Below are 16303 nucleotides of genomic sequence, written 5' to 3'. Positions count from 1 at the left end.
ATGAGCTTTGCCCTGCTGGACCGCCTGCAATGGTGCGCGGCCGCCATTCTTCTTGGACTAACGTGATCGGCATACAGCAGGCACCATGTACAGGCCGACCCGATCCGCCCCGACGGACCGCGGCACCCTTTGGTCGGACAGGCTTGGTCTGCGGCACTTGGCGGAGCAGGTCCAGCGCCTCAGCGTTCCACCAGGCCAGCGCCTCCGCGGCCTGCGGCGTACGACCCCAGCCCCAGATGGTCGAGAGATCGGCGACAATGAACCAGGCCATGCCTTGCTTCGCATAGCGGGAACCATGGCCGCAGCCTATCCTGCCGCATGCGCCTCTCCCGCCGGCTGCTCGCGCCGCTCCTCCTCGCCCTGTCCCTCTTCGTCCACCCCGCCCTGGCCACCGAACTGCGCGGCTTGGTGGTGGGCGTGCACGACGGTGACACCCTGACCCTGCTGACGCCCGAGAAGCAGCAGGTGAAGGTCCGCCTCGCCGAGATCGACACGCCGGAAAGCCGGCAGCCCTACGGCACTCGTGCGCGGCAGGCGCTGGCCGACCTGGCCTTCCGCCAGCAGGTGCGCGTGGTGGTGGTCGACACCGACCGCTACGGCCGCACCGTGGGCCGGGTCTTTGTCGGCGCTACCGACGTCAACGCCGCGCTGGTGCGGCAGGGCGCCGCCTGGGTCTACCGGCAGTACGCGCACGACCCGGCGCTGCGGGTGCTGGAGCAGGCCGCACGGAACGATCGGCGGGGGCTCTGGGCACTGCCCGAGGCCGAGCGGGTGCCGCCTTGGGAGTGGCGCCGGCAGCGGCGGCACCAGTGAGTTGGGACAACCACCCCGTCCATAGATTTTTTGTCGCCGTTCATCGGGCGTTTACCGCCATCGGCTACAAGGGTCGCACTGCGGCAGCGGGGAAAGCAGACCCGCCCTAAGCCGAAACAGGCCCAAATTGTTCGCGCCACCGCGCCCTCCCGGGCGGGGTCGTAGAAGGGAGAGCCGGCGTTGCGACCGGCCCGCAGGACCCGCAAACCGCCCGGCGGCAGAACGCGGCCGGGCGGGTTTGCGGCGTGGGAGGCCCGCAGCCTCGCGGCAATCAGCGGAAGTCGACGTCGCGATGGAGCGCGCCGAAGGTCGCCTGCAGCCACGCGATGTCCGCCTGCCACTCCGACAGCGCCTTGGTGAGATTGGCCGCCCGCGGTCGGGCCATCGCGATGCAGAACCTGAGATGCCGGACGATGCGCTGCAGCCGGACGGAGCTGCCGGGGGCGCCGCACTCCGCCCGCATTGCCGCCGGCATGTCCGCCGGAAGTGGTCGTTCATAGGCCCGGCGCAGGATATCCTGCCGGCGCCAGGCCGAGATGCCGGAAACGCCGACCTGGTAGCCCATCAGCTTGAGGAAGCTCTTCTCGTTCCAGTCCGCATCGGTGAAGCGGCCGCGCACGCCTTCGGAGCCGAAGGGAGGCTGGGCCGCCGCGCCGTTCGAGGCCGCTGCGGGCGGGGCGGCTTGAGGCGGCGTCATCGGCGGGTCGAATGCGCTCCGTGGCGGTGACGGCGGCTGGCGCGGGGGCGTCCAGGCGGGCGCAGATGCGGTCGCCATCCCCGGATGGTTTTGGATCGCGCTGGCGCTCACGTATTCAATCATCGGCAGCCGGCTGGTCTCTGTAGCAGGAGAAGCGCCGTAGGTCCGAGGCGTCACGGGCGGCGGCGTTGGTGACGTGGCGCCGGCTGACGGCTGTGTGGGCTGCGCCCTCGCCGACGTTGCGGTTAGAACCGGATCGGCCTGTGCCACAGAGAACAGCCCGAACAGGAGCATGGCGCACAGGGCAGCAAGAAGGAGGCCCACGGCAACGGCATCGTGGGACTTCATGCCGGAGTGGCCTGCAACAGCAGCACCAGCTCCCGCCACGCCAAGGCAGATCAGAAGCTTGACGAGCACGATCTGATGGGGGTGGTGCGTCGGAGATGCCTTCCCCGACGACCGGGGAAAGTCAGAGCCAAGGGGCATGCTAAGCCTTCCATCCGCCTGGAGCGGTGAGCAGCCGCACGAAGGAGCCCGGCAGCCAGGCGGTCGAGCCGGATCTCCCCTCCCTTCCCGGCGACGGCACAGGGACCTCGCCGGGCTTCGCACGCCACCTTCCGCCCCCTCCCGCGCCTCCGTTCCCGCAATGCACCTTCTAACCTGCAGGTTAAGTGGCTAGATTGAATAAATGGTCACACGGTCTTCTGCATGAGACAATCCAGGAATTTGGATATTCCGCTGGCCACCTCAGCTCGGCCTCGGCAGCCCCGGGTCCGCATTGCCCAGCTGCAAAGCCGTCAGGCCGTCCTCAGGGCGATGGCCGAGCACGACCGGCTTGGCCCTGCGGCCTTCCTGCGGAAGTACGGCTACGGCGCGCCGACCGGCTACTGGATCCTGCACGAAGGCAAACGCTATCCATCCAAGGCCATCCTGGGCGTGGCTTGGCACTATGAGGATCCGGCTCGTCCGGCGCTTCGCCCAACCCAGTTCAGTGGCGGCGAGGCGACCGTCCAGCGAAAGGCGGAGCAACTGGGCTTCAAGATCGTTGTCGATTCGGCGCCGCAGCCCGCAGGCCAGCTCCTCTCTGGGCAGCTGACGCCGGACGAAGTCTACACACGGGCTGATCTGGCCGAGCGACTGGGGATTAGCCCCGGCGCCATGGGGTCGGGCGTTTTCCGGCGGAAGGGCTCGTCCTCGGTGCTGCTGTTCGTTACCGAGCACAAGTCCGCCGATCGCACGCCGTACGAGGACCGCCTGGAAGGGGACGTGCTCCACTGGCAAGGGCAGGAGAAGCGCGGGACAGACTCTCTGATCATCGAGCATGCGGAGCGCGGCCTGGAACTTCTTGTCTTCTACCGCCGCCAGAAGAGTGAGTTTCCGGGCTACGGCTTCCGCTATCTCGGCCCCTTCACCTACGTCTCGCACCAGACGCCAAGCGGGCCGGGTGCCAGCAGCTTTGTCCTCCAGCGCGAGGGCACCCTTGCGCAGCCGGACCTGTCCATCAGTGCCCAAGAGGCCGACGAGCAGGCCTTCGATCCACAGAACCTGGAGGACGCGCGAACCACTGTCCTGCGCGCCATCAAGGCCCGGCGCGGCCAGGCCGAGTTCCGCCGCAGCCTAATGGCGGCGTATGGCGAGCGCTGCGCCGTCACCGGGTGTGCCGTCGCCGACGTGCTCGAAGCCGCGCACATCCTGTCGTATCGCGGTGAGGAGACCAATCACCCCTCCAACGGCCTCCTGCTGCGGACCGACCTGCACACCCTCTTCGATTGCGACCTCGTTTCAGTGGACCCGAATGGCACGGAGGGCCCGCGGCTCGTCGTCGCCTCCTCTCTCCGAGGCACAGAGTATGGTGCTCTCGACGGCCGGCTGCTCCGGGCGCGTAAATCAGGCGCGGCGCCACTCAGTACCGAGGCGCTGGCCCTGCGGTACGCCGAGTTCGTCCGCCAGCACGGGAACACGGCGCGCCGATGACAGACTTTCTAGCCAAGGCTCCGACGCTGGACGCCAACTGGCGCGCGGTGGTGCTGTTTGGACGCAACGTCGCTTCTTACAAGTTCGCCCTAGCCAAGACGCTGCTCGGGTTCTCCAATCGTGCGGACGACCGCGTGCCGCTGGAGGAGCTGGCCCTCCCCTTCGCGCGGCACCTCTGCGAGCACCTGACGCTCGTTGACAAACAGACCACCTCCCGCTCCAGCAAGTTTCTGGACGCGTGCCGCGCCTTCAACCGCGGCGAGCTGCCCCAGGACGAGCTGGTCGGCACCACGGCCCGGCTCGGCTTCACCAACGTCATCGACGCCTTCCACGTGGTCGGCAGCGGACCGGTGCCGATTTGCTTCTTCGAGGACGAGAGGAAGGGCAGTCGAGGCGCCGGTGCCATCCGCCTCACGGACCACTTCCGGCGCCTGGCGGCCTCGATGCAGGGCGGCAGCCTCGCCGATGAAGTGGAGGCGCGCTGGCGGTTGGTTGAGATGGCCTGGCAGTTAGAGCTGCCGCGTGCAGGAATTGCCGTACAGGCGGACGCCGCGCAGGATCTGCTCTTTGTTGAGCAGGATCGGCGGGTGCGGCGCACCAGCCTGACTCGGGTGCGTGGTGCGCTGAACGGCTACCAACGGGGCTGCTGCTTCTATTGCAGGGCGGACACCCCTCTGGCCGCGACCGACGTCGACCATTTCTTCCCCTGGACCCTCAAAGAGCGCGGAGCCATGCCCGACGCCGATTGCGTGTGGAACCTCGTTCTGGCCTGCCAGCACTGCAACCGCGGAGAAGGAGGCAAGTCCGCCGGCGTTCCCTCGCCGCGGCTGATCGCGCGCCTGCACGAGCGCAACAACTGGCTCGTGGACAGCCACCACCCGCTGCGGGAGACCATTCTGCTGCAGACGGGGGCGGACGCTGATGCACGCGCGTCGTTCCTGCGGGCACGCCAGCGGATCGCGCTCGATGCCCTGGTGCATGAGTGGGAGCCAGCGGGGGTTTCGGCAGGTGGTTAAGGACAGTGCGGACTCGGTCGCCTTCTATGATCGCAACGCCGAGCGCTTCGCCACCGATACAGGCGGTCTCGACCTGTCGCCGCTCTATGAGTGCTTTCTCCGGTACGTGCCACTCGGCGGGCGGATCCTCGACGCAGGCTGCGGGGTGGGGCGCGACGCGCTGGCCTTCGCGGGGCGCGGATACTCGGTGGTGGCCTTCGATGCCTCGGCCGAGATGGTACGGCTGGCAGAGGAGCGCGTTGCCGGCCGGGCCGAGGTTCTGCAGATGCGCTTCGAGGACGCGGCCTGGCGGGAGGAGTTCGACGGCATCTGGGCTTGTGCGTCGCTACTGCACGTTCCCTCGGCGGCGTTCTCCGACGCCGCAGCGCGCCTCGCCGGCGCGCTGCGCCCGGGCGGCGCCTGGCACATGTCGTTCAAGCTCGGGTGGGGGGAGCGTACGACAAAGGGGCGCCTGTTCGTCGACCATACCGAGGAGACGCTGCGCACCGCACTTGCGGGTGTACCTATCGAACTGCGGGAGGTCTGGACATCGGAGGACACGCGGCCTGGCCGACGTGGCGAGCGGTGGCTCAACGTCGTCGCGCTGAAGCAACAGCCGGGCATCCCATTATAGCCTTAGCGTCCTGGTTTGATGAGGAGAAGGGGGCGGATCCGAACCTAATCGCCTCCGTACCAGCGGCGGCGTCGGGCCGGAGTTCGAGGCGTGCAGCGCACGTAGATCGAGTCGGCACGGCTCGACATGGATGCCACACGAACGCATGAAGATCTCCTCGACCATAGCTGCGCAGATCACAAAGTGGCCTGCACCAAGCCCTAATAAGAAAATCGCCAGGTAGTAGTGATTTCTTTCTTCCATATGATACCTTAGGTGGAGGTAAGCTTTGGCTTGGCGTTGGTGGAATGAGCAAAAGTATCTTTCTGGACGGCCTCATGGTCGAAGATCCGGAGGCGGTCCGCCAGCAGGTCTGGACCTACGATCAAGCCACTGCGACCAGTGAAGCCGGTCGTCGTTTCGGGTTTGGCGCTTCAGAGCCTGCACATGCGCAGGCACACATCGAGAGATCTGCGTTTCTGCCAGACCTCACGCCCGACGAATGGCGCACGATCAAGCTCAGCCGGCTACTCTGGCACTTCGACTTGAAGCTGCCGGTTGCACCAACGCCCGCACTCCTCCACGAGGCTGCAAGTGCGATGGAGCGGAAAGCGGTTGCAGCACTGCGCGATGCGAAGAGCGTTCGCCGCATCGGTAAGAATGAGCCCGCGTTTACTGGGATGACTATCCAAGACTTGGCGGAGTATGCGCTGAAGGCATTGTTCAGGCATATGCAGGAGCGCTTCGACGCCATGGCGGATTCGGAGCGGCTCGAACTCGCCGAGCAGATCGCCGGCCAGCTCCAAGCCCTGCCGCCCGAGTTACAAGATCGCATCCGACGCGAAGCGAAGCTCGACGATCTGAGCGCGGGTGCGTTCCTGCGAGGCGGCGCAGTTGCCGCAGCAGGCAGTGCGCTCGTCGGAACCGTTAGCCTCGCTGGCTTTGCAGCTTATACCACCTTGACGAGTACCATAGCAGCAATCGCGGGGCTCTTCGGTCTCAAGCTGGGCTTCGGCTTCTATGTTGCTGCCACCAGCATGCTCGCCACAGCTACGAGTATGACGGTCCTCGGTCCTTTGGCATTGGTCGGCGGGATCTGGCTCGCGCGGAAAACGACGCGCAGCATGCGAAGCGGGCTTGTGCCATTTATGATTGCCACCTCCGTGATGGCGCAGCCCACAGAGCACGAGGCACGACATGCTCTCCATGCCGCAAGCGAGAAGCTCACTGCTCGACTGGAGGCCGCGCAGCTGGCAGCAGCGCGCAGGGACATGTCGGACTGGAGAGCTCTAGGCACGACGTTCTGGGGGCTGCCCTTTTTGCCTCCATCTCGCGGTATGCATCAGTGACGGCCGCTGACGAACTCATCGCTAGGCTGCGGCTACCGTTGCAGCCAGAGAATAGGCGTGCGCGCATTCTGCAGGCCTTCCGCTCCGAATCAGCCGTTCATGGTGCACTGACTCTGGGCGACCTGGTCTATGATGTCGCACGGCTGCAGGTGCGCGACGAGTTGGCGGTGAGGGCCTTCGACTTCGCGCGAAGCGCCGACCTACAGGATATCTACAGGCTGGCGCAGTTCGCCACAGAGATTCAAGCAAAGCCTGCCGCTGCGATGGCAGGTGATGTGAGCCAGCTACAGGGCTACGTCTTCGAGCGGATGGCCGGTCTCTTCTTCGAGCGTCAGGGCGCCGAGGTCTACTTCCCGGAGACGTCGAATCACCCCGGTGCCGACCTATGCATCAACGGCGAGTGGTTCCAAGCGAAGTGCTCGACATCTCCTGCTGTCGTTCTGCGCCATTTTGAGCGTTACCCCGAGGTGCCGGTTGTAGTGAACGAGGACCTCGCACCACACTTCGCCGACCACCCGCTGGTGATGGGTATACCAGGAATAACGAGCGAGACGGTCCGAGCTTCAACCCATCAAGCCTTGTCCGATGCAGCTGACATTCTCGACTTCGAGATATGCATCTATATGCCGGTGTCGACCGCGTCCAGAGCTGCTTTCGCGTGGTTTAGGGGTGAGACCGACTTGGTGGGGGCAGCGACGGAGCTTGCGATGGGTTCGGCAGGACGAGCCATTGGCGCGGGAGCGGGTAAGGCGGCTGCTGCAGGCGTGATACTCGCAGCGGGAGTTGCTGGTTGGCCAGCGATTATCCTTCCTCTGGCAGCCGCTGTCGGGGGAGCTGTCGGAGGGCGATCAGCGACGACGCAGTTAAAGCAACTCATCTTCGGTCGGTCTTACGTGAGCGCGCTGCGCTCGAGTACGTCCGCTTACTGTCGGCAGGCAGCTGTCTGCGTTGAGCGTATCCTGAGCATATCGGCAGACCAGCTGAGCTTCTGGCAGCACATCCAGCGTCGAGCGTCGCGCGAGTGGGCCGCCATCTTCCAGGACTGGATTGAACGTCTGCAGGACCACCGCGCACGGCAGAAGCTTGCCTTGTCAAGACTAAGAGGCGGTGCAGCGGACCCTGAGGCACTCGAGGAGGGTGAGGGGCCGATCCACGGCGCATTGCGGGCAGCTAAAGTTGCGGGGGCGGCCGGCGTCACATCCCGAGAGTTGCTCGGCGAAGCACGCGCCCTGAGTGCTGCCGCCGAGCAGTATCAAAGGGCCATGCGGCGCCATTTCCTAAATCCTCGATAACCTAGGTATCGGCCGCCACCGCCGGGTCCTTCCTGAGCACCGCCGTCGCCGTGGTGGTGACTGCCGCGTTGCAGGCATCGCAGAAATCGAAGGCCGCCTCCATGCCTCCTAGGACCTTAATCGCGATCTTGAACAGCGCCAGGTAGATCTCATGCTGGCTGGCGGTGTTGGTGCGGTTGGCCTTGGTAGTGTAGGCAAGGCGGGTGACTTGGAGAAACAAGGCCGGAGCGCGGATGGAAGCAACGGTGACTGTTTCATGTTAGCCATCAAGCTCTCAACCGTTATGATGGCCACCCTGCCAGACACCCCTTCCACCAGCGCGGACAAGATGCAGAGCAAGACAATCGGGCTTCGCGTGGGCATCACGGCCCTGCTCGCCCTCGGCGGATTCGTGTTCCCGCTATTGTTTATTCCGGCGGCCTTCTTCGGATGGACGATCTACGACAGCCTAAAGAACCCGCCGCCGCCCGAGGCGGCCGTCGCAGCGGGGCCGAAGCTGGCTGCCGGCATGATGGCCGCCACTGCAGCGCCCGGGCAGAGCCAGCCTCCCTCTCCGCCGTCACTCGGAGGCGTCCTCGCCGCAGTCGAGAAGTTCACCGCGGATGTGAACGCTAATGTCACCCGGGCAGCGGTCGTGCAGAAGGCCATGAGCGGGGTGGAGTTAAGCTTCCACGCCGAGAGGGTCGCCATCGACAGCTCTATCGAGCATGCATCCTCCGCGCTGCGGGTCCAGGCGCGCCGCGCGGAGAGCAAGCACTTCGACGAGGCTTACGCGGAGCTCAGCAAGCTGTTCGAGGAGGACGACAAAGAGCCGTTCACCATGCAGATCGCCCCCATCCAAGCGCCGCGGCGGGATCCAGATCCGCAGATTGACGAGGCAGTCCAGCGGGCGCACCGCACCTTGATGGATGAGAGGTCGAAGTATTTCGAGGCAGCCCGCCTGAAGTTGAGGGCCGATCCCCGTTTGGCGGAGTTGGTGAAAGCTCGCCTGCACGAGATTGGATGCCCCGAGTGCTGGCAAGCTATTTCCTGACCTCGCCCGGCAGCTTCCGGGCATCTTACTTTGCAAGGGGGCGCCCCTCTTAGGCAAGGTCGGACGTCGGAGCCTGGATGGCCTCAACGCGTGCGGTCGGGGCATTGCCGCAGCAGCCTTTGCGACAGACATCACGGTCTCAAGCTCCCACCGCTGGCGATATGCTGCCTGGCCCATATCGGCGCCTGGAGAGCCCAGCCTTCGGACCATCTCCTGGCGCGAGGGGTGGTAGCGGCAATGCGGGCCGAGCGGCGCTTCGGCGGGTTAGACTGTCTGCTGCCAACGCCCCGCGGCCGAGGGGGAGGTTAGTTTCGCTTTCCCACCTCGCATCTGCGAGGAACAGGCCAGAGGAAGGCGGCTACGGCAGTCGTGGCGAGCAGCCGGAGCAGCCTCGCTGCCGCCGCTGAATAGACCGCCAGCCTAGCGGTAGCGAAGCGCCAGCGACCGACGCACATTCACATGACCAACCCTTTGGAGTACCCCAGTGACCGCCCTGGGAAGGGGTGCCAGACTACAGCTTCAGAAACTCAGCTTTCCAGGAACAGAAATACTTATCGAGAATTGTTTTCCTTCTAAGGCATCTTGTAAGACTCGGGTGCCTAAAGTAAGTCTTTCTCCTGAAAGATATCGTTCCTTATCTTGCATCCTCCATGAGGGGACGACTTGTCGCGAGCGATGGACAATACCCGCTTCCTGTTCGACGTCCTGCCAGCTCGGGTCTTCAATCCCTTCAGCCTGGATGGCACCCGCAAGGCGTACGAGGTCCTACTCCGGGCGTGCATCATGGGGCCATTCTCCAAGGAGAGCGTGGACCCTGTTGAAAAGCAGGAACTCCAGGGGTTGGTTGAAAAAACACTTTCGGAGTTGGAAGCGGAGGTCCCTGCTACAGAGTGCCCTGCACCCTCAGCCGCCATCCGGATGATGTTTACGGCTGGGTGGTTCACGGAACACCGCGATGGCTGGAGAACGGTCGTAGAGATGGACCGCTCAGTAGCAATCCTAGCGGAGTTCCTGTGCCGGCAGCTCCCTGCCGAAGTTCAGGGAATCTCCTTCGGAGACGGTATCGCCAGCCTCGATGCCATGCTGCAGTCGGCCCATGCGAAGCCCGAAACCCATGCTGGGGCCATTCTGGAAGCGGCAAGGTCGGCCAGGAGCTTCGCAGCCAATGTCCGCGCCATCGCTGGCAACCTGCGCAGCATCGAGCGCTCCATCCTTTCGAAGCCGAAACTCAACGAAGTCGTCTCGGCCTTCTTCGATGAGTTCGTCGCCAAAATTCACGCAGGCGACTACGCCCAGCTGACTTCATCGAGGAACCATCCCTACCACTTCCGTTCCAAGGTGATACGGCTCGCGGAGGACCTCAGCGACATGGAGACCTTGCGGCGCTTCGCCGAAGCCATGGCTGCCAATAGCGGTCGAAAGGATGTCGACGCGAACTGCCAGGCTCTGCAGGACGCCCTCGACACCATCATCGCCTCCATGGACGCTGTGGAGCGCAGCCGACAGCGCATTGATGCCAGCAAGGCGAATGTCGAGCGCCGTTTCCTGAACACCATCCGGCAGGTTGACCTCACCGACCCAAACCGTGACCGGCGGTTCAATGCGGTGTCAGATGCATTGAACGCGCTGAGAGGCGTAGAGGATGATGGGCTTGAGCTTCCGGCACTGGGTCTGAAGTTAATCCCGCCGGTTGCCTACTTGTCACCTGGAGGATTCAGGGACCCACCTCGCCCGCGCGAGCGGGTATCACCGAAGCCCAGCCGGGTCCAGAAGCCGGACCCCCTGCTGGTGGCCTATCAGAAGGCAGCCAAGCAGTTCATGACCTCCCTTCTCTTTGACGGGCGGCAGGCAGCAAAAAAGCTGGCGCAGCTGAATGGTGGCATTTTCCGGTCGACCGACTTCACTCCCAGAACCTCCCAGGAGATTGCCCTGCTGCACAGCATCGCGACTTTGCCCCTCGGTTCACGCCAGGAACTGAATCTTGGCAACGGGTATGTCCTGCGCCGAATTGCATCCACTGCAAGGCACGGCCCTCTCGAAATTCCGGCTTTCGAGGTGGTCTCGAGTGAGGTGCGGCGGAACACCGCAGAACAGGAGCACGAGGTGGTCCATGCTGATGCTCCGTGAGTTCAGCGAGATACTCGACCAGGAAGTGGGCGAACAGGACGACGATACCGACCTGGCAAACCAACTCCGCTCGGCGGCCCGGATGCTGCTGGAGAGGCAGTTCCTTTACGCCGATGACCGTGGTGCGCAGCGCCAGGCCTATGAGACCATCATGGGGCACATCACCTACTACGAGAAGCTCTTCGATGCCCTGGGCTATCGCTTGCTGAGCCGGCCTGAAATCTGGTCCGTTGGCATCCTCCCGATGGACTATCCGGGCGCCGTGCGCAACTCAATCAACTTGCTGGAGATGTTGTTCCTGGCTGGATTGCTGGGTGTCTATGAGGAGCGCGTCAAGGGAGCTGACCTCAGTGACGGCTCCAGGGCTGAGGCACGCCTGAAGGAAGTCTGGGACTTCGTGGCGCAGCGCATGGGACGTGACATGCCGGCCAAGACGGTCTGCCAAGGACTAATGCGCGGTGCCAGCCGGATGGGGCTGCTGCATGTCGGCGAAGAGCTCCAGGACGACCAGGTGATAACCATCATGCCAGCCATCCGCCTGGTTGTCCCAGAGGATGCTGTCGCGCGCCTCCGGGCCTGGGCGGAGAACGAGGCCCCGCGCCACAGCGATGATGCTGAAAGCCCGCCAGAGCCCCACCTGGGCAGCCCGGAAGGGAGCGAGGAATGAGCGCAAAGACCCGCTGGAGCCTGGTGAACCTGGGCTTTGTGAACTGGTATCTCATCAATGCCCGGGATATCGAGGTGACGGAGGATGGCATCATACTCCTTACCGGCCCCAATGGTGCCGGCAAGAGCTCCATCCTGGACGGCATCAGCACTGTCCTTCAGGGTGCCCCGAGGGACATCGCGCTCAACGCCATTGTGCAGAAGAGCCGGGCACAGTCTAAGCGAACCCTACGCGACTATGCCCTCGGCACCATCGACGACATCCACCTGCGGGACAGTGCACTGACGGCGCTCCTCCTAGGCTGGCGACACAACAAGACAGGCCAGGAACTCACGGCCTGCATCTTCATCGAAGCCGATGAGCAGAGTTCTGACCCTGTCATTCGCCGCCTTATCGTTGGCAAGAGAATCTTGAAGGCCGAGGAGATTATCCTTCGCTCGGAAGCCGACTCGGATATCATCACGCCGATGACCTGGGAGTCCATCCTCAGCAAGCTCCGCGAGGAGAAGCTGGACTACCAAACATACGATGGCGCTACCGCCTTCTCCCAGGAGCTCTGCTCGATGCTGAGCCCTAAGGGAGGAACCATCCGCCACAAGAAGTTCCTGAAGAACCTCAAGCACATGATGGCGTACAAGGACGTGGCGAATCCCACGACCTTTGTTCGCGAGTATGTGCTGGATAAGCCGGATGTGGACTTCACCAGCCTACGGCGCAGCATCCAGACCTATCAGGAAATCCAGCGCAAGGTGGAGGAGGCGGTCAACAACCTGGCTCGCATCAAGAGCATGGATTCCGAGCTCTCGGCCGTGGTCACCCGGCGCCGACGCTTGGCTCGCCTGCGCACCGAGGAAGTCCACTATAAGCTGCATTTCGCGCATCTGGACCATCTGCGCGCTCGGGCCGAGCACGAGCAGGCCGGACAGGCGCTGACGCAAGCCGAGCAACAGGAAGTCGCGGCCCGTTTGGTGCTCACCGAGGCCCAGGCCCGCTATCATGACGCGCTGGCGGCCATCCAAAGTAGCGATGGCGCTGTCCGGCGTCAGGCTGCTGACCTCCGCTACGCGGAAGCCAGCAGGGCTTTCAATCAGGCCGACAATCCCTTGGTCGACCTGGACGCCGCCGCCCGCCAGCTGCACCCCATGAAGGTCTTCGCGGAAGGCCTGGAGTTGCCCCTGGCCATGCCGCAGCCTCCGGCATGGGAGGGGCATGGCCGTCTGGCGGCTCAGATGCGGGGAATCCAGAAGGCCCAGATGCAGGCCCTCGAGGCAGAAGTCCGTGAGCGGTTAGGATTGGCTTCCACAGCCGCCCAGAGGGCCAAGGATGAGCTGACTCTGGCCACTGAGAATGTGGCGCGCGTCCAGAGCGGAAAACTTCCCTTGTCCGAACCAACCGAGCAGCTGATGAAGCTCCTCGAGGCGAATGGCATCGAGGCCGAGCCTCTGTGCGAGACCGTCAACTGGGTGGACGAGGACTGGCGTGACGCCGTTGAGGTGGTCCTGGGCCCGGAGCGGGAAGCGCTCTTGGTGCCTCCCTCCAGGGCCCGGGAAGCCATGGAGTTGGTCCGGGTCCGAGAAATGCCCGGCCGGGTCATCGATACCACCAGGACAGCGGACGCCCCTGAGCCCACCCGTGGGAGTCTGGCGACAAAGGTCAGGTCGGCAGACCCCCGTGCCACGGGCTATCTAAACTACCGCCTGGGCCACACCCATTGTGCCTCCAGCGTCGATGAAGCGATGCGGAAGCCCACGGCTGTGACCAAGGACCTGTTCTACTACTCGGCCTGGTCCGGCCGGAGCCGCAGGAACGAACGGCGTGGTCATCTTCTGGGGCAGGCAGGACTGCTGGACCCGACCCCGCTGGAAGAAGCCCTGGCGAAGGCCTCCAGGGCTTACAAGCTGGCCAAAGGGCAACAGGATGAGGCCCAGTCCGCCCTGGTTGCCATCTGCAACGGCCTGCGGGCTTTGGAGACGCTTCAAAAGGCCGACCTTCCCTCCATGCTGGCTGAGCGGGGTGCCAAGCGAGCCGAGCTGGAGGAAGCCCGGCGCCTGAAGGCCGATGCTGAGGCCGGGAAGAACATCGAGGAAGCGCAATTGGCCGCAGAGAAGCGGGCGCTGGCGAGTCTTGATGCGCACCACCGTCAGGCGGTCTCGGTTCATGGCGGCTGCTTGGTGGCTGTGAAGAATGCCCAGAAGGCCATCCAGGACACGCTCGAGAAGGCGGCCCAGCACAGGCGGGCCCTGGCAACAGCCTTGGAGACGGATGGTCCGTGGCTCTCTGAAGACCAGATGGCCCTCCAGCAGAGCTTCGTGGCAGGCGCCGATGTGCCTGCACCTGAAACCGGCCAGATAGAGGTCCTCCTCGAAGATAATGCCGAGGGCTACCGAGCCGTTATCCAGGCGGAAGCCAACCGCCTCATCTCCAACGAGGTGAACCGCGTTGTTTCGGACTTTGGCACCGTGGACACCAAGCTGCGGAATTACAGCCAGGAGTGCGGCATCGCCATTCCGCCAGCCGATGACCCGGATTCGCGGATACGGGATGACCAGGTTCGTGACGCCCGCATGCGGACCCTGCAGGAATGGCTGGCAGCGCAACGTGATTGGCTGGAGAGCCACGAACTGGTCAAGCGCAAGGCCGAAGCCGAGGGGGCATATCGGCAGGCCATCAAGCACCTGGGGGAAGACTACATCGGCCGGATGGCCACGGCGGTCGAGGAACAGCAACGGCAGCTCCGTGAGCTGAACCGGAACCTCCGCGAGCGGCAGTTCCACGGCATGAAGTACCGGTTCATCTCACAAGCCCTACCTGACTTCGCCGGCCTCCTAGAGTTGCTAGATAACCCGCCTGAACCGGGTTCCGACCTGCCTCTGTTCGCCACCGGCGCAGAAACCCCTGCTGGCCCTCAGTCACGAGTGCTGGCCAAACTGCAGCGCGACATCTTCGACCCCACGGCCGAACTCTCCGAGCTGTCCGACCCCCGGCAGTGGTACACCTACGACATCGAGATGACCCATCCCGACGGAGTCAAGACCACGCTGAGCAAGCGCCAAGGGACAGGTTCCGGGGGCCAGGTCCAGGTCCCCTTCTATGTGGCCATGTGCAGTGCCCTGGCTGCGACCAGCTTCGTTACCCCGGGCGGCCATGACGGTGGTCTGGCCCTGGCCATCCTGGACGAGGCCTTTCAGCGGATGGATTCCGAGGCGATTGGCGAGACCGTGCGCCTGTTCCATGAGAGCGGTCTGCAGCTCATCGTCGCCGTGCCGGACAACCAGCAGACCATCTTCATGCAGTTCTCCGGGACCATGTTGAACTTCTTCCGCTCCGGAACCGCGCTAGAGCTGACCCAGACCCGACTCGATGAGGAGGGCCGCGCCATCTTCCACCGCGAAAACCCGGCGTTCCTGGGCTTTGATGGCTTCAAGGCCAAGCACGCCGGAACAGCCGCTCTGCCCGAGGCCGCAGATTGAGCAAGGTTGACGCCAGCCCTGGCCGGGCCTTCCTGCTGCGGATGCTCAAGGCAGCCGACCGCCCTACTGCGGCGGAGGAGCCCGGAACGGCGCGCTTCATGTCAGTTCCTTGGGAGCGGCTGCCTAATGGGTTTGAGCGTGCCAGGTCCGAACAGGAGATGCTCACCCTTTTGCAGGGTGCCAACAAGGCTGGCGCCTTGGAGTTGGTGGCCGGAAAGGCCGGCATGCGCCACTTGCCTGGTAAGGCGCGCCTCCAGAACGCCGATGCACTGGCGCGCTTCCTGGGCGTCCCCCGTGCTGCCGAGCTGGCCCAGCGGTGCGCATCCGCCGTCCTGGCCCTGGACCCTGACCAGGAGATAATTCATCTGCTCGCAATCTGCAGGACTTCCTGGGAGAACGGGAAAGCTGCATTCGGGCTGACACCTGGTGACGTCCTGTCTGCAGAACGACGCTTCCGGCTACTACAGGCAGTGCTGGCTCCCGACTGGTGCGGTGGCGACCCGCGCACCATCAGCGCACGCGTCTTTGCCTCCGAGGGCGCCAACGCCTCGAAGATTCTGGCTGACCATCTCGGTGGGCTGGGCTCCATGCTGGCCAGGCTGCGGGGCACCGGGACACCCCAGCAGGCCCTTGAGCACTACCGCATCTCAAAGTTCCCCATTCGGGTCATGCTGTCCGGTCCCTGCACCGTCGACATGCCGCTCGCATCAGGCGGACACAGCAGGGTCTCCTGCGATGTTGCACCGTCCATGACCATTTCGGGGGACTGGGCACGTAGCCTGCTGTGGTCAGCAACGGTGGAGGGGCGCCGAGTTCTGACTATCGAGAACCTCGCCTCGTTCGAACTGCACACGCGGAGCTGCCGCCAACCAGGCGTTGTGGTCGTCTTCACCGGCGGGATGCCGGCGGAACCGGTCCTTGATGCCCTGAAGGCTCTACTGCGACCGGACATCGATGGCCGGCGGCCAGCACTGCATCACTGGGGTGACCTCGATGCCGGGGGGCTCGATATCATGGCCTACCTGGCCGACAGTCTGGACTGCTCCATCATTCCGCATCTGATGGATGAGGTTGTCTTGCAGCGACACGGGAATGCTCGGAGCTATGGCGGCAGGCTCCACAGACACATGGCCCGCCACGGCAGCATCGGTGAGCTGGCACGGATGCTCGACCATCGGCAGTGTGGCTGCGAGCAGGAGGCACAAACGCCGCAGAAACTGGTGTTGTCTACATCCGACGGAGACAATGAATTTATGGTTACATTGTAAGCCGC

At 64.2% G+C, this 16303-nt stretch carries 13 protein-coding genes; 11 read left to right on the top strand and 2 right to left on the bottom strand.

Going from position 1 to position 16303, the window contains the following annotated elements; all coding sequences use genetic code 11:
- Positions 1-318: 318 nt before the first annotated feature.
- Positions 319-813: a thermonuclease family protein gene (locus VNS22_RS13830; RefSeq protein ID WP_325733345.1), complete on the top strand. Its 495-nt coding sequence runs from the start codon at positions 319-321 to the stop codon at positions 811-813.
- Between the two features lie 271 nt (positions 814-1084).
- Here the strand turns inward: VNS22_RS13830 and VNS22_RS13825 are convergent, their stop codons facing one another.
- Positions 1085-1858, bottom strand: a complete 774-nt coding sequence (locus VNS22_RS13825) for a hypothetical protein (protein ID WP_325733343.1) — start codon at positions 1856-1858, stop codon at positions 1085-1087.
- 468 nt (positions 1859-2326) lie between these two features.
- On the opposite strand from VNS22_RS13825, the gene VNS22_RS13820 reads away from it, so the two are divergent.
- The 5 genes from VNS22_RS13820 (at position 2327) to VNS22_RS13800 (ending at position 7733) form a co-directional block, all read left to right on the top strand.
- On the top strand, positions 2327-3484 hold the full coding sequence (locus VNS22_RS13820) for a DUF3427 domain-containing protein (RefSeq protein ID WP_325733341.1): 1158 nt from the start codon (positions 2327-2329) through the stop codon (positions 3482-3484).
- Positions 3481-4500 (top strand): HNH endonuclease signature motif containing protein, encoded by a 1020-nt coding sequence (locus VNS22_RS13815; protein WP_325733339.1) that lies wholly within the window; start codon positions 3481-3483, stop codon positions 4498-4500. The genes VNS22_RS13820 and VNS22_RS13815 overlap by 4 nt, the downstream gene beginning before the upstream one ends.
- Positions 4493-5113 (top strand): class I SAM-dependent methyltransferase, encoded by a 621-nt coding sequence (locus VNS22_RS13810; protein ID WP_325733337.1) that lies wholly within the window; start codon positions 4493-4495, stop codon positions 5111-5113. The genes VNS22_RS13815 and VNS22_RS13810 overlap by 8 nt, the downstream gene beginning before the upstream one ends.
- Positions 5114-5400: 287 nt before the next feature.
- Positions 5401-6441, top strand: a complete 1041-nt coding sequence (locus VNS22_RS13805; protein WP_325733335.1) for a hypothetical protein — start codon at positions 5401-5403, stop codon at positions 6439-6441.
- A gap of 149 nt (positions 6442-6590) precedes the next feature.
- Positions 6591-7733: a hypothetical protein gene (locus tag VNS22_RS13800; RefSeq protein WP_325733334.1), complete on the top strand. Its 1143-nt coding sequence runs from the start codon at positions 6591-6593 to the stop codon at positions 7731-7733.
- A gap of 1 nt (position 7734) precedes the next feature.
- Here VNS22_RS13800 and VNS22_RS13795 read toward each other — a convergent pair whose 3' ends face one another.
- Positions 7735-7953: a hypothetical protein gene (locus VNS22_RS13795; protein ID WP_325733332.1), complete on the bottom strand. Its 219-nt coding sequence runs from the start codon at positions 7951-7953 to the stop codon at positions 7735-7737.
- Between the two features lie 36 nt (positions 7954-7989).
- Between VNS22_RS13795 and VNS22_RS13790 the strand changes: the two genes are divergently transcribed.
- The 5 genes from VNS22_RS13790 to VNS22_RS13770 all read left to right on the top strand — a co-directional run bounded on the left by VNS22_RS13790 (position 7990) and on the right by VNS22_RS13770 (position 16298).
- Entirely contained in the window at positions 7990-8766 is a 777-nt protein-coding gene (locus tag VNS22_RS13790; protein ID WP_325733330.1) for a hypothetical protein, read from the top strand.
- Between the two features lie 675 nt (positions 8767-9441).
- Positions 9442-10893 carry a Wadjet anti-phage system protein JetA family protein gene (locus VNS22_RS13785; RefSeq protein WP_325733328.1) on the top strand — a complete coding sequence of 484 codons (1452 nt, stop codon included), beginning with the start codon at positions 9442-9444 and terminating at the stop codon, positions 10891-10893.
- Entirely contained in the window at positions 10877-11560 is a 684-nt protein-coding gene (locus VNS22_RS13780; RefSeq protein WP_325733326.1) for a DUF4194 domain-containing protein, read from the top strand. The genes VNS22_RS13785 and VNS22_RS13780 overlap by 17 nt, the downstream gene beginning before the upstream one ends.
- Positions 11557-15030: an SbcC/MukB-like Walker B domain-containing protein gene (locus VNS22_RS13775; protein ID WP_325733324.1), complete on the top strand. Its 3474-nt coding sequence runs from the start codon at positions 11557-11559 to the stop codon at positions 15028-15030. Before VNS22_RS13780 ends, VNS22_RS13775 begins: the two co-directional genes overlap by 4 nt.
- On the top strand, positions 15027-16298 hold the full coding sequence (locus VNS22_RS13770) for a Wadjet anti-phage system protein JetD domain-containing protein (protein WP_325733322.1): 1272 nt from the start codon (positions 15027-15029) through the stop codon (positions 16296-16298). The genes VNS22_RS13775 and VNS22_RS13770 overlap by 4 nt, the downstream gene beginning before the upstream one ends.
- Positions 16299-16303 lie beyond the last annotated feature (5 nt).

The organism is Geminicoccus sp. (assembly GCF_035556675.1).
Lineage (GTDB): Bacteria > Pseudomonadota > Alphaproteobacteria > Geminicoccales > Geminicoccaceae > Geminicoccus.
Note: the sequence above shows the minus strand (reverse complement) of the source record. Positions and strands in the feature narration are given on the sequence as shown.

What these genes read in the sequence shown, in the direction of transcription:
- VNS22_RS13830 (WP_325733345.1), top strand. Translation starts at nt 319, where the DNA reads ATGCGCCTCTCCCGCCGGCTGCTCGCGCCGCTCCTCCTCGCCCTGTCC.
- VNS22_RS13825 (WP_325733343.1), bottom strand. Translation starts at nt 1,858, where the DNA reads ATGAAGTCCCACGATGCCGTTGCCGTGGGCCTCCTTCTTGCTGCCCTG.
- VNS22_RS13820 (WP_325733341.1), top strand. Translation starts at nt 2,327, where the DNA reads ATGGCCGAGCACGACCGGCTTGGCCCTGCGGCCTTCCTGCGGAAGTAC.
- VNS22_RS13815 (WP_325733339.1), top strand. Translation starts at nt 3,481, where the DNA reads ATGACAGACTTTCTAGCCAAGGCTCCGACGCTGGACGCCAACTGGCGC.
- VNS22_RS13805 (WP_325733335.1), top strand. Translation starts at nt 5,401, where the DNA reads ATGAGCAAAAGTATCTTTCTGGACGGCCTCATGGTCGAAGATCCGGAG.
- VNS22_RS13790 (WP_325733330.1), top strand. Translation starts at nt 7,990, where the DNA reads ATGTTAGCCATCAAGCTCTCAACCGTTATGATGGCCACCCTGCCAGAC.
- VNS22_RS13785 (WP_325733328.1), top strand. Translation starts at nt 9,442, where the DNA reads ATGGACAATACCCGCTTCCTGTTCGACGTCCTGCCAGCTCGGGTCTTC.
- VNS22_RS13780 (WP_325733326.1), top strand. Translation starts at nt 10,877, where the DNA reads ATGCTGATGCTCCGTGAGTTCAGCGAGATACTCGACCAGGAAGTGGGC.
- VNS22_RS13775 (WP_325733324.1), top strand. Translation starts at nt 11,557, where the DNA reads ATGAGCGCAAAGACCCGCTGGAGCCTGGTGAACCTGGGCTTTGTGAAC.